Origin of the sequence: uncultured Methanobrevibacter sp., from assembly GCF_900316895.1 — an archaeon.
Lineage (GTDB): Archaea > Methanobacteriota > Methanobacteria > Methanobacteriales > Methanobacteriaceae > Methanocatella.
This window is the reverse complement of the sequence record NZ_ONER01000052.1, coordinates 1-13,712: the sequence shown is the minus strand read 5'-3', so window position 1 is coordinate 13,712 and position 13,712 is coordinate 1. Positions and strand designations below refer to the sequence as shown.

13 protein-coding genes are annotated in these 13,712 nt (G+C 38.8%); 5 read left to right on the top strand and 8 right to left on the bottom strand.

The features are described from left to right. The coding region (locus QZN27_RS06685) for a hypothetical protein (RefSeq protein WP_296785484.1) at positions 1-405 on the bottom strand (405 nt) is incomplete at its 3' end. Positions 406-516: 111 nt separating this feature from the next. Beyond that, entirely contained in the window at positions 517-2,520 is a 2,004-nt protein-coding gene (mcm, locus tag QZN27_RS06680; RefSeq protein ID WP_296785482.1) for a minichromosome maintenance protein MCM, read from the bottom strand. A 116-nt stretch (positions 2,521-2,636) separates the two neighbouring features. Here mcm and QZN27_RS06675 point away from each other — a divergent pair, with 116 nt between their 5' ends. After that, positions 2,637-3,056, top strand: coding sequence for a hypothetical protein (locus tag QZN27_RS06675; RefSeq protein WP_296785480.1), 420 nt, complete (start codon positions 2,637-2,639; stop codon positions 3,054-3,056). Here the strand turns inward: QZN27_RS06675 and QZN27_RS06670 are convergent. Beyond that, a complete protein-coding gene (locus QZN27_RS06670; protein WP_367237659.1) occupies positions 3,053-3,622 on the bottom strand; it encodes an RlmE family RNA methyltransferase in 570 nt (189 codons plus the stop codon). The two genes, QZN27_RS06675 and QZN27_RS06670, sit on opposite strands and share 4 nt — an antisense overlap. Before the next feature lies 1 nt (position 3,623). After that, positions 3,624-4,163, bottom strand: a complete 540-nt coding sequence (locus tag QZN27_RS06665) for a metallophosphoesterase (RefSeq protein ID WP_296785479.1) — start codon at positions 4,161-4,163, stop codon at positions 3,624-3,626. A 114-nt stretch (positions 4,164-4,277) separates the two neighbouring features. Here QZN27_RS06665 and QZN27_RS06660 point away from each other — a divergent pair, with 114 nt between their 5' ends. Continuing rightward, positions 4,278-5,369 (top strand): formate--phosphoribosylaminoimidazolecarboxamide ligase, encoded by a 1,092-nt coding sequence (locus QZN27_RS06660; protein WP_296785472.1) that lies wholly within the window; start codon positions 4,278-4,280, stop codon positions 5,367-5,369. Between the two features lie 5 nt (positions 5,370-5,374). On the opposite strand, the gene QZN27_RS06655 is transcribed toward QZN27_RS06660, so the two are convergent. Beyond that, entirely contained in the window at positions 5,375-5,776 is a 402-nt protein-coding gene (locus QZN27_RS06655) for a hypothetical protein (protein WP_296785464.1), read from the bottom strand. 15 nt (positions 5,777-5,791) lie between these two features. Beyond that, positions 5,792-6,163: a DUF5518 domain-containing protein gene (locus QZN27_RS06650; RefSeq protein ID WP_296785461.1), complete on the bottom strand. Its 372-nt coding sequence runs from the start codon at positions 6,161-6,163 to the stop codon at positions 5,792-5,794. 157 nt (positions 6,164-6,320) lie between these two features. Here QZN27_RS06650 and QZN27_RS06645 point away from each other — a divergent pair, with 157 nt between their 5' ends. Continuing rightward, positions 6,321-8,168 carry a hypothetical protein gene (locus QZN27_RS06645; protein ID WP_296785458.1) on the top strand — a complete coding sequence of 616 codons (1,848 nt, stop codon included), beginning with the start codon at positions 6,321-6,323 and terminating at the stop codon, positions 8,166-8,168. A gap of 25 nt (positions 8,169-8,193) precedes the next feature. On the opposite strand, the gene QZN27_RS06640 is transcribed toward QZN27_RS06645, so the two are convergent. Continuing rightward, positions 8,194-10,788: an ATP-dependent helicase gene (locus QZN27_RS06640; RefSeq protein WP_296785455.1), complete on the bottom strand. Its 2,595-nt coding sequence runs from the start codon at positions 10,786-10,788 to the stop codon at positions 8,194-8,196. A gap of 274 nt (positions 10,789-11,062) precedes the next feature. On the opposite strand from QZN27_RS06640, the gene QZN27_RS06635 reads away from it, so the two are divergent. Both QZN27_RS06635 and QZN27_RS06630 read left to right on the top strand, forming a co-directional pair. Further along, the gene (locus QZN27_RS06635; RefSeq protein ID WP_296785452.1) at positions 11,063-11,833 is read left to right on the top strand and encodes an SDR family NAD(P)-dependent oxidoreductase; all 771 of its coding nucleotides are present in this window, start codon (positions 11,063-11,065) and stop codon (positions 11,831-11,833) included. 88 nt (positions 11,834-11,921) lie between these two features. Further along, complete coding sequence (locus tag QZN27_RS06630; protein ID WP_296785439.1) at positions 11,922-12,767, top strand: HEAT repeat domain-containing protein; 846 nt, start codon at positions 11,922-11,924, stop codon at positions 12,765-12,767. Here QZN27_RS06630 and QZN27_RS06625 read toward each other — a convergent pair whose 3' ends face one another. Then, positions 12,768-13,595 (bottom strand): carbon-nitrogen hydrolase family protein, encoded by an 828-nt coding sequence (locus tag QZN27_RS06625; protein WP_296785424.1) that lies wholly within the window; start codon positions 13,593-13,595, stop codon positions 12,768-12,770. Positions 13,596-13,712: the final 117 nt, after the last annotated feature.

The following is a 13,712-nucleotide window of genomic DNA, read 5'->3' as shown; positions in this document are numbered from 1 at the left end:
GGACTCACTAATGTATGCGTCGGGACTGTATATGGAAGTGGTATTGGTGAATTTGAATTCATAAATTATGTTATGTTCTCCCAAGGTCAGAGGCACTTCGTCATCGCCATTCATCACGCTTGCCGGAATATCGACATGACTATAGGTTACATTGTCAAGCTCTTCATTCAATGCAGACTCATGTCTGTCAATATAAACATTCAGACTCCAAGCTTCCTCAACATTAATCTCAACGGGAATATATCCGTTTTCTTCGATCAACAGTGGGTCTCCGTCATCGTCGATGTCTGAATTGTATTCCCTGTCCTTGAGTACATTGTCTGCAGTACCGTTTGTGTTGTCCTGAGCGCTGACAGCACCCATAATCAAAAACAAGATTAAAACAATCAACAACAGTTTTCTCATAATATTTTTAATTTGTCTTTAATGGCTATTAAATTTAATGTTGTTGAACATTCACATACTCCAATGGGAAATGTGTACACGGGAGTATGTAAAAATTATAATTTGAATAGTTTAGATAACACGTCTGAAGTATCCAGCGTTAGGTTCGTAGATAACTCCTTTCTGCTTTAGGTTTCTAACGATTTGCTCGGTTTTCTCTTCACTGACTCCATATTTTTCGTTCATGTTTGAAAGCAGCACATTCAATGGAGCATCGCCGGCAAACTCTTCTTCAAGGAGTGCGATTTCTTCGGTTACCCTTTGAATTTTGTCCCTGTCTGATTTTGGTGTTCCGTCTCCAATACGGTCAATGTCAATTTCACCGGTTTCAGGATCAACACCAATGTCTTTAAGACAGAACATGGTTAGTTTCACTGCCTTATTTGCATCTTCCGCTTCTACTTTATCCTTAAGTTTGATTTTAGCACTGGCTTCCGCTAGGCGAATGGTAGCTTCCAGCTGTCTTGCGGTAATTGGAACGGCACCCTGCTCTTCGGGGTTGCTGTTTCTGGTATTTACATAAAATTCCCTTAGGATTTCATTGGCTTCATCGGTTAAACGTGGATTGATATTCTTACGGGCATATGCAATGTATTTTCTGAGCAGTTCAGGTTCAATTTCGTAATTTACTGTATTTTCTTTGTGGATTTCCAAAATGTGCTTTGCCAAGTCTGAATCCTTTTCCCTGCTTGGCTTGTCTTCAATTACAAATATCAAATCGAAACGGGAAATGATTGGTGCAGGCAAGTCAATTTGTTCTGCAAGCACTTTAAATCTGTCGAATCTACCGAATTTAGGGTTTGCAGCTGCAAGAACGGAACATCTTGAATTTAAGGTTGCCATGATTCCTGCTTTTGCGATACTTACTGTCTGCTGTTCCAGTGCTTCGTGAAGTGCTGAGCGGTCTTCGGACCTCATCTTGTCCAGCTCGTCAACACAAACGTTACCCTGGTCCCCAAGTACCAGTGCACCTGCTTCAAGAGACCATCCTCCAAGTTCATCCCTAACTGCCGCTGCGGTTAAACCGGCACCACTTGTACCTTTACCGCTTGTATAGATACTTCTTGGCGCGAGTCTGGAAACATATTTCAATATCTGGGATTTACCAATACCAGGGTCCCCGACAATCAGGATATGGATGTCTCCCCTTAGCTTGGTTTCGTCTTCGAGTTGTTTGGCAGCTCCACCAAAGAGTTGCAGAGCAATTGCCTCTTTGACTTCCCTATATCCTCTGATGGATGGGGCTGTGGATTTGATGATCTTATCGTAAATGTGAGGGTCCTGTGATAATTCAATGATTTTTTCTTCATCCTCTTCGGAAAGATGCAGTTCCTCAAATTCCTGCTCTAACGGTTCAATATGATTGACGTAAATGTAATTTTTGAATTTTCCGCTTCTCTCTTCCCTGAATGTTTTTAAGGTACCTGTAATTCTTACTTTATCTCCAGGATTTAAATCATCGACCAGATCGTCTTCCAAAATCATCAGCATCTGTTTAGGTTCGGTTCCTCCAGATAAATTCTCTAAAGGTTCCTGCATCCTTGCGGTTTGGGTATCAATGTATTTTGATTCCTCCTGGAGCAGTCTGAATGACCTTCCACCACATTCGCTACATAAGGACGGTTCTATGATGTGATTTCCAGATGTCTGTTCGACCTCATGCAATCTCATGCATCCTCTACATTCAAAAACACCGGTTTCAATACGAGGCCTTATCTCATCTGTCTTTCTCACGATTCCGTCTGCAGCAACAAATGTTCCGATATATTTGCTTAAGAGGTCTTTTAACTGAATGATGTTGCTCAGATTTTCAAAACGAATATTGATGTCTGCGTCCTTCACAAGGGGATCAATATTTTTTATAGCAATCTGTGCCGCTTGGATAACCTCTTCAGGCTTTTCAATTAACAAATCAGCTAATTCAGGATCAAACATTTCCAATGATTGATAATTTACGGTCAGTGATCTGTCATCAGGATATTTTTCGAGTATTTTAAATACGTCGTCCTTATATGATGTTGCAAAAAATTCTTCAAATTTTGCAGTTGATGTTTGTGTTTTGGTAGTAGAGTTCATTGTCATAATATTATTTTTTTATACTTAAAAAACATTACCAAAGAGCATTTGATAAGTAACATTAATATAGTAAAATCAATATATTACTAACTAATAGATTTATTTTTGAGGTTAATATGAGAAAATCTAGATTAAGCTTATTCAAATCCACTTCAATGTTGATTTCTGTCGTTGGAGTCATTATGATAATCTCGACAATTATTGTTGTGGCATATGTAGGTTATAGTACTGTTTCCAATGGAATTACAAACGAGATATCTTCTGGAACTCAATATGATGAACTTGCAGAGTTAAGATCTTCATATAACAATCTGTCTGCCAAGTTTGAGAATATCAAAGCAACTTATTATGCTGGCGGTCCTGATGATGTCAAGGTGTATAATGATGCAAAAATAGAGCTGTCACGGGCAGATTCGGCTATTCAGAATGTCCAAAGTGCTTTGGATGCAGGTAAGCCATCCAATGAAGTTGACAGTAGGATTGATTTTGCTAAAGAAAAACTTAAAACAGCTGCTGAAGCCTATAATGGACTTTAATTTATTTTCTTTTTCTCTGGTTTTGTGGTTCTGACATTTCTGAATTTGCTTTTAAGTGAATCCAGCATTTCCTTATATTCAGGGCCCTGAAATACCTTCATTACAAGGTTACCTTTTGGTTCCAGGATATTTTCAGCTATTCCAATAACTGCATATGTCAAATCGATGGAGCGGAGCTGGTCGATATTCTTGATGCCGCAAAGTGAAGGTGATGCGTCTGACATTACGACCTTTGCCTTTCCGCCAATGATTTTCATAATCTTTTCCTGGACTTCAGGTGTTGTGAAATCCCCTCTGATTCCATAGTAGTTTTCTTCATGGAACTTCTTGAACCTATTCAGGTCAACTCCAACAACGATTCCCTCTTCGCCCACCTTTTCAAGGGCAACCTGTGACCATCCTCCCGGTGCCGCACCGAGGTCCACTACGGTGTTTCCCTGTTTGATGAGTTTATATTTTTTATCAAGCTGTTTGAGCTTATATGATGCTCTTGAACGATAATCCTCTTTTTTAGCTTTTTTATAATATGGGTCATTATGTTTTTCCATTTGCCATTTGCTTCCCATTTCAATCCCTCTTGTACTGGTCAAAATCAAGTGCACTGCATACCGGTGAGCCAATCTTGACGATTTCCACATCAACTGCCCTGTTTTCGACTTCAAGTAGCATTACAGTCCTGTCTGCAAGCCTTGGAACAATAGGGCTTCCAGGATTTAAAAGCAAAATCCCTTCCTTTTGCTCGATTTTAGGCTGATGGGAATGTCCTGAAACCAGAATGTCCACATTCGATTCCTTGGCCAGATACAATAATTGGTCGCTGTCTGCTCTTGGATATACTTCTCCATGTATTAATCCGATTTTCAGGCCTTCAACTTCAACAATCTTTGCTTTTGGCAGGTCTATTCCATTGGCCCTGTCCATATTTCCCTGAACTGCCATGACCGGAGCAATCTCTTCCAGCTCATCTATGACCTTCGGTGAAGTCAAATCTCCTGCATGCAGAATCAGTTCCACATCGCTGAATGCGTCAATTACATTTTGCGGCAATATTCTTGCTCTGTCCGGTATATGGGTGTCTGATATTAAACCAATTAACATTTTTTTCAATCCTTAATTAATCATATAATGTTCTGTAAATAATGCCTATTAAAATTAATTAAAAAAACTTTATTAATTGTTAAAAACATATTTATATACATCATTCTTTTAGGAGAAGATAAAATGGGAGAAGTTAAAAAGGAAGATATTTTAGATATTTTGGCTGGTTATGACAAAAGTGAAATCACAATAGCTACTCTCGGAAGCCACACTTCTTTACATATTTTGCAAGGTGCAAAAGAAGAAGGATTTAGAACCGCTATCGTTTGTGAAAAAGGAAGAGAAGTTCCATATCAAAGATTTGGCGTTGCAGATGAATACATCATTGTTGATGAATTCAAAGACATAGTCAATGAAGATGTTCAACAGAAACTCAGAGATATGAATGCTATTGTTGTTCCTCATGGATCTTTTGTTGCATATGCCGGTCTTGACAATGTAGAAGACAAGTTCAATGTCCCAATGTTTGGAAACAGAGACGTACTCAGATGGGAAGCTGAAAGAGACAAGGAAAGAGCATTGCTTGTTGAAGGTGATGTGAGAATACCATTCAAATACAATGACCCTTCAGAAATTGACCGTCCGGTAATGGTCAAGTTCCCAGGTGCAAGAGGTGGAAGAGGTTACTTTGTAGCATCATCTACCGAAGAATTCGATGCAAAAATAGAAGCAATGAAAGCACGTGGATGGTTAGAGGACAGTGACGTTGAAGCAGCTCACATTGAAGAGTATGTTTCAGGATGTAATTATTGTATCCACTATTTCTACTCAGCTCTTGATGATAAAGTTGAATTAATGGGTATGGACACAAGATATGAATCCAGTATTGATGGTTTTGTCAGAATGCCTGCTAAAGACCAATTGGATATTGATTTAAGCCCATCTTATGTTGTAACTGGTAACCACCCAGCTGTAATTCGTGAATCCTTACTTCCACAAGTATTTGACATTGCTGATAAATTAACTGAAAGTGCTAAAAAATTAGTTGCTCCTGGATTAAACGGACCATTCTGTATGCAAACATTAGTAAATGATAATCTAGAAGTAATCTGTTTTGAAATCAGTGCAAGAACCGACGGTGGAACAAACACATTCATGGATGGTTCTCCTTACTCATACCTAACTTACGGTAAACCAATGAGTATGGGAAGAAGAATTGCTCTTGAAATCAAAAACGGTATAGAAAGAGATGAATTAGAAAAAATAATAACATAGAGTTATTATTTTTTATTTTTCTTTTTATTTTTATTTTTACCAATTTTTGCTTGTTGTTCTAATGCTTTTTCACGACTTCTTTTTGTCCATGCACCAACAAAACCGACGAATGCACCAATAATTAATATCATTGCCGCTAAAGCGATCATTCCATTTTGAGTTAAGAAAAATCCGTCGAATTGGCCCATGTATCCCTGGAATGTCAGGACAATGATAGGTGTTGATGCAATCGCACCGCTCAATGTTCCTTCTATCCAGTTGTTCTGACCATATCCTGCATATAAAAGTCCGATTGATGCAAATGGATAAAGCCAATCATTGATCTGCCATCCGAATAATATGAATGCGCCGGCTATTGCCGCTCCAAACACTAAAGCCTTAAAATTAAAATTTGTAAACTTGTTCATTTAATATCTCCAAAACTATTCTTCTTTAGGAGCTAGCGCTCCTCCAATTGCTCCTGTAATTCCCATTACAATTGCATAATAAATTAAACTTTCAATAACAGTAATCAGGCCGGTAATTCCGGAAATGGTAAATCCGGTCAATCCTCCAAACGGTCCTGCAAGACTTCCTCCAAATGTTGCAACTAAAACAAATAGTATTGCACTGAGGATTGTACCTAATGCTCCTGCAAGTGCGGCATTCCAAAGGCCACCTAATGCTCCGGAGTGAGCAATATATCCTGTAATGAACCCTATAATCAATAATCCTACAAATTCATAGGGTGCAAAAAATAATTTTACAAAGATTGTTAGTATAAATCCAGTTAGAACTGCACCTGTTTTAGCCATAATATCACCGTTTAATATAATTATCTAATCTCATTGTTATAAGTTTTTATATTTTCTTGGGAATGTCAACACAAATGTATTAATTATATTACAGGATTATATATTCGTAGGTACAATAGTTATATATCCGATTATAATATTTCAAGAGGTGAAAATAATGTTAAAAGACAAGTGTTTTCTAGTTTCAATGCTTGTGCTGCTGATGCTCACTATAGGTTTTGCTTCTGCTTCACAAGCTTCTGACTTGTATGATGCATCCAATAACACTTTGGATAATTCATTGGGGGTGGAAAACAGTGAAGATTTGTCCGCTTCAGATGACGGGGCAAGTTTCACACAGGAAAGTGATGATGGGCCATTGACTGCCACAGTCAAGCCGTCCGGCAAGACATTTGCCAATATCCAAACTACAGTAAACAACGCAAAGGCAGGGGATGTGATAGAGCTTGACGGCACATACACAAGTTCAGGCAAGACAATTGCCGTTAAAAAATCATTGACCTTCAACGGCGTAAACGGTGCCACACTTGATGCCAAAAAGCTTTCAGGAATATTTCACATTACCAAGAAGGTCACAGTAAACTTCAACAACATAACATTCATAAATGCAAAAGACGGTGCAATATTCGCCGATTCAGATGGGTATGTTGAAAAGATTCTAGTCAAAGTGAACATCGATGGATGTAGCTTCAAAAACAATTACAGGGACTGGAGTGGGGCCGCCATTTATGCGTTCACTTCAGGATTGTGCAAGATTACAAACTCCAACTTTACAAACAACTATGTTGCAGAACCTGGAAAAAATATAAAACATCCCAATTCTGATGCAGGAGCGATTTATGCATATAATCTTGAGACAGTAAACTGCAGTTTCATCAATAACCATGCTCAAGGCTATGGGGGAGCAATAGTATTTGAAGAAAGTGCAAAAATTACGGATTGCTTCTTTAAGGGAAATTACGCCAACGCTGGTGGGGCGATTTATGGAACCAAGCTCAACCTTGTAAACACAATCTTTGAGTCCAATCACGTTAAACTCATCCGTGATTCCTTTGATTATCGTGGAGGTGCAGTATATACAGGTACTGTTAATGCAATAGGATGTACATTCAGGAGCAACTCAGCCGGATACAATGGAGGTAGAGGAGGAGCAATTTACGGATATAATGTTGATGTCACAAACTGTTCATTCGACAAAAACACTGCCAACCTTGTGGGGGCGATATTTGCTGACAATGACGTGGGCGAAGATGACTACGTGCCTGGATTGCTTAAGATAACCAATTGTAATTTCACTTCCAACGAGGAATCTGCAGTAAAATCCCCAAAAATCATTCTCGACAATTCAAAAACATTCAAAAACAAGGCGCTTGACAACAATATGAATGCGATTGCCCTTCTCAAGGCGACTTCAAAAAAGCTGGTTACAACATACTACTCCGGAAAGACCATAAAAATCAAGGTCGTCACACCATCTGGTAAGCCTGCTGTGAGAGTTCTGCTTCTTGCATTTGCAAAATCATCCAAGAATAAAGATTTCATTCCAATCAAGACCAACTCCAAAGGGATAGCAACAATAAAGGCATCCAAACTGAATGCGGGCAAATACAAGATAACAGTTTATGAGGCATTCTGCATTCCGGGCGGTGATCCTGGTGATGAAAGATACGTCAAGGTTCCAGGTGTCCTCACAACAACTACTCTTAAGGTCAAAAAGACAAAAGCCATCGTGAAGGCCCCTAAGGTCAAGTTCAAATACAAGAAATCCAAATATTTCAAGGTCACCCTCAAACACAAAGGCACCAAAAAGCCAATGAGAGGTATCAAGCTTAAATTGAAGATATACACAGGTAAGAAATACAAGACCTACACTGTCAAAACCAATAAGAAGGGTGTGGCCAAGTTCAACACTAAAAAACTTAGCTATGGTAAACATAAGGTAAAGGTAATGTCTGGCAATAAGAATGTTATTCTTTCCAAGAAAAGCGTTATAAGAATCAGATGATTCCCTTTACCTTCTTTTTTTTATTTTATAACTCATTTAACTTATCTTTGATTTGTTCAAGTATTGCCTGATGCATTCTTTTTGTGAATTCTCCCCGGTCATTCTGATTCAATACATCAAGATATCCCTGTGAAACCAGATTGAATGCAAATGGGCTTGGAATTACTGTATTTATTGTTTTTATCTCCATTTCTCCGGAATCAATCATGTTTATAACTTTCAATGCATTCTTGATGTCCATGTAGTCTTCCATCGCCTCTCTTCTGGCTTCCTTCAATATTGAAAAATTGTCATCCATGTCCTGCACATATTTAAGCAGTATTTTGCCCCGCACCTGCTGGCGGCCAACTGACTTTGATTCGCCTTTATATCTTCTCAATGTCATCAGTGACCTTCCGGCGCAATGTCTGAATCTTGAGGCCAATGTTTCCGTCTTGTTGAGGGAATTTGTCAGAATCTGCTCAAAGTTTTCGGGGTTCAGTTCCCTGAATGATTCCAAACCTCCTATTGTGCCGTCCGAGCTCAGGTAAAATCCGTTGTCGGATATGGATATTGTGACATTCGTATTGTATCTTCTGGCAACCACATAGGCGACCGCACGTGACAGCGCATCATTGACCTTTCGGCCAAAGAGAGAATGGAATATTACGAATTTTCTTCCTCCAAATCCTTTGTAGTACTCTATGAGCAGGCAACGGTTTGAAGGAATCTTTGCATACTTGTACTGTTCAACGAAGTATTCATAGATTGAATTGGCTGCAAAGTCATCAACATAGAGGTAATCATAGATGAATTCCATTATCTCCTCCTTGCTTCGCCTGTACTCGAATCTGGCTTCCATGAATGACCTGAACTTCTGTATGTCCATTGCAAGGTCAAAGGATAGTGGAAGCTGCTGTGAAAACCATGAGGGTATTGTTGGAGGTCCGCTTGCCGGAGTCACATTGATTGTCATTCCCTTGCCGTAGTTGAATCGGTAAGTTCTCCCTCCCAATACGAAGGTGTCGCCTTTTTTAAGCCTTTCCATAAAGGACTCCTCTATCTTTCCGACGGTTTCGCCGTCGCATTTGACAAGCACTCCTGATGAATCTGGTATTGTTCCGATGTTTGTTGAATAAAGCATTCTTGCCAGTTTTCCACGCTTTCCAAAGGTATTTTCATTATAATCAATCCATATTTTGGCATACACATACCTTTCTTCAAGCTCTTCGTATTCTCCGCCGAGATAGCTTAAAACATCTTCGTAATCGTCTCTTGTAAGGTCCTTATAGCAGTAGCTCTTTCGTATCACGTCATATGCATAGTCGATGTCCCATGGATTTTCAATGCTCATTCCGTAGATGTGCTGTGCAAGGACGTCCAGACAGTTTGACGGTATTGTTATCTTGTCGATTTTTCCTTCCTTGGCGTTTTTAAGCAGAACTGAGCATTCCACCAAATCATCACGGTCGGTGACTATGATTCTTCCCTTGGATTTTTCATGCAACCTGTGTCCGCTTCTTCCTATTCTCTGCAATGCTCTTGCAACTGATTTTGGAGAGTTGATTAAAACAACCAGATCAATGTATCCTATATCTATTCCCAGTTCTAGGGATGTTGATGAGACGACTGCCTTGAGCTTGCCTTCCTTCAGCTTGTTTTCGGTTTCCAGACGAACTTCCTTTGAAAGCGAGGAGTGATGGGCCATTATATTGCTGTCATTGTAGTTCATCGGATACATTTTCTTCAGGTTGTAGACAAATCTTTCCGTTCCGCTTCTTGTATTAGTAAAAATCAGTGTTGTCTTGTTTTCCTGAATCAAATCATCAAGAAGGTCATACATTCCCAAACGGGTGTCCTCCTCATCTGCAAGCACGATATCGCTTACCGGACACATGACTTCCATGTCAAGCTCCTTCAGGTAGTTAACATTGACTATCTTGCAGTTCCTCTCGACGCCGTATTCATAGCCCACCAGAAACCTGGCAACCTCTTCAAGGGGGCTTACTGTTGCTGAAAGCCCTATCCTTGTAAATTGCCCAATCAGATGCTGCAGTCTCTCCAGGGACAGGCTTAAGTGTACTCCCCTTTTGTTTTCTGCCAGTGAATGTATCTCGTCAATGATTACATATTTCACATGGCTCAGCTTTTCCCTGAACTTTGGAGCCACAAGTAAAATAGACAGGGTTTCGGGTGTGGTAATCAGGATGTGTGGCGGTTTTTTAAGCATCTTCTGCCTTTGATATTGGGTGGTGTCGCCGGTTCTGACGGCCTTTCTGATTCCCAGTTTTTTTCCAGCTATCTTTTCTATTCCCTTAAGCGGTTCATCCAAATTCTTTTCAATGTCATTGTCAAGGGCCTTCAATGGAGAAATGTAGATGCAGTAGACCTTGTCTTCCAGTTTTTCCTTTTCTGCCAGTTCTGTCAGTTCGCTGATGACTGATAAAAATGCTGTCAATGTTTTACCTGATCCTGTCGGTGATGATATTAAGATATTGTTCTTTTTGTGGATGTCAATGATTGATTTTTTCTGAGCGGGGGTGAAGTCTTCAAATTGGGAGTCGAACCATTTCCTGACCCATGGATGGAGTGTCTTGAAAATCTCCTTTTTTGAGTAGCTCTTTGTTTGCTCTTCAATCATTTTGTTTCATCTCTTGTTAAAAATATTTTATAATAATATTTTGTTTGAATTTTAATAAAGTTTGTTGTTGCATTTTTTGTAAATTTTTTTATACAGTCTATAAAGTATAACACATGTTTTTTTAACAGTTTATTCATTAATTATCCATTTATTTAAATTTGTTTATTTGTTCAATTTGGTTTGTTGAATATTACTCAACAATTCATATAAAAATAGTTAAATAGTTTATTTTTCAAATATTTATACATAGTCTTAGGACTAAGGTGGTATAAAAATGAAAAACTATTTCGATATTAAAGACAAAGTTGCAGTTATTACTGGAGCTTCATCAGGTCTTGGTTGGCAAATTGCGCAAGCATACGCAAGCCAAGGTGCAAAATTAGCATTATTTGCTAGAAGAGAAGAAAGATTATTAGAAAACGTTGCTGAAATCGAAAAAGAATTCGGAACCGAAGTAATGTATGCTGTATGTGACGTAGGTGATTACGACAGTATCACCGCTGCTGTTGCAAAAGTTATGGATGCTTACGGAAGAATTGACATCTTAGTTAACGCAGCAGGTATGGGTAACAACAAAATGGTCACTGACCAATCCAACGAAGAATGGGAAAGACACATCCACATCGACTTAAGCGGTGTATACTACATGTGTAAAGCTGTTGGAGAAATCATGATTGAACAAGAATACGGTAAAATCATCAACATCGGTTCAATCCACTCAAGAGTTATCTTCCCTGGAGGAGGAATTAGTGCATACTCCTCAGCTAAAGGTGGAGTAATGAACTTAACCAAAAACTTAGCTGTAGAATGGGCTAAATACAACATTACCGTAAACGCTATTGGTCCTGCAGTATTTGAAACCGAATTAACTGTTGACTCCATTGAAATGGAAGGATTCATGGACCTTATTGCAGCTTACTGTCCAGCAGGCCGTTTAGGTCAACCTGGTGAATTAGACGGTATCGCAATTTACTTAGCATCTGACGCATCCAGTTTCTGTACAGGTCAATTAATCTGTATCGACGGTGGTTGGACAGCTATTTAGATAAGAGATCTTTTCTCTTATTTTTTCTATTTTTTTTAAATACCTTTTTTTCTTAAAGATTATATATTCTTAAAATCTAACTATAACTATGTCAAATTTAAGTTTTGAAGAAGCAATTAACAATTTATCCGACGATGATGTTAAGGTCAGAAAGGAAGCTATTGAATCATTGGTTGGAATCACTGATGAAGAAGCTATCGAACCGTTAATCAAAGCCACCACTGACGACAATGCACAAGTAAGATTCAAAGCGGCTGAAATTTTAGGCAGCATGGGTGATGTGGCTGTCGATAAATTAATTGATGAATTTGAAAATGCAGAAGGTAAGGACAAACGTTTTTTAGCCTTTGCACTTAAAGAAACTGAAGATAAAAAAGTCATTCCTTATTTTGTTGAGGCAACTTCCGATGAGGATTTTGGAGTTAGGAAGGTTGCCGTACGTGCTTTGGGCGAACTTCAGGCTGAAGACGAGCTCGATTCAATTGCAAAATGTCTTGAAGATGAAGATTGGGGAGTCAGGCTTGCGGCCATTCAGGCATTGGGTGACCTTGCAAGTGATGAATCAATCAAATTAATCAAGGATGCAAGGAAAGCCGAAGAGGATAAGGACTTCAAAAAATCCTGTAACAAGGCCATCAAGAAAGCTCAAAAAAGGCAAAAAGCCAAGGCATCCGGTGAAGCGGTTGTAAAAGTTATTCCTATGAGCACAATTAAAGAGATGGAAAAAACCAATCCTCAAAAAGCCATTAAAGAATATGAACGTTATGTGGAAGCAAAACAGGCTAAGGATGCTCCATACAAAAGATTATGTATTCTATATAGGAAAGCTGATGACTATGACAACGAAGTCAGGGTCATAGAAACAGCAATTGAAGTGTTTGACGGCACCAAAAAGGTCAACTACTTCAAAAAAAGATTGGATAAATTAAAATAATCATTTTTGAATGACTTCGTAGAGATCTTTCCTTTTGTTTTTTAAAACGGGAAGCTCTTCTCTTACTTTTTTTATTTCACTCAAATCAATTTCACAGATGACCAATTCCTCTTTTTCTCCTGCTTGGGCCATGACTTCTCCCCAGGGATTTGTAACGATTGAATGGCCATAGCTGTGATAGCTTGCATTCATGTTCAATGCAGGTGCAACACCTATGCAGAAAACCTGGTTGTCAAGTGCTCTTGAGCGGAACAAAAGCTCCCAATGTGCAGGGCCTGTTGTCTGGTTGAATGCTCCCGGATAAAATAGGATTTCAGCACCATTTTCCACCATTATCCTTGCAAGTTCGACAAATCGAACGTCATAACATATTCCAATGCCGATTCTTCCGAAATCAGTATCTGCGATTGTAAAATCATCCCCTGCAGTCAACACATCTGATTCTTTAAATGTGATTTTGTCCTTAACGTCAATGTCAAAAAGATGCATTTTCCTGTGTTTTGCCAAAATTGAACCTGTTTTGTCAAACAGGTAGCTGGTATTGTATAATTTGTCGTCTTCCCTTTCGGGAATGGATCCTGCAAGGATGTAAACATTATATGATTTGGCCAGTTGAGAAATAGTATCTAAGGTGTGGCTGTCATGCTCACTTTCACCATATTCAATAAACTTGTCATTAGAATATGGGCAATTGAACATTTCTGGCAAAACTATAAAGTCAGCATCACGGTCTGCACTGTCAGCTATCATTGAGCTTGCTTTTTTTAAATTGGCCTTTTTGTCATCCACTACATTCATCTGACAAAGGGCAAGCTTGACTTTATTCATGGTAACACAAAAAATAGAAAAAAAGTATGAATTAAATCCATACTTAAGCAATGTCTGAAGAACTTATTGCACTTTCAATGTCTTCTGATGTGAGGGAGTTTTCAGAAGCTCCGGTTA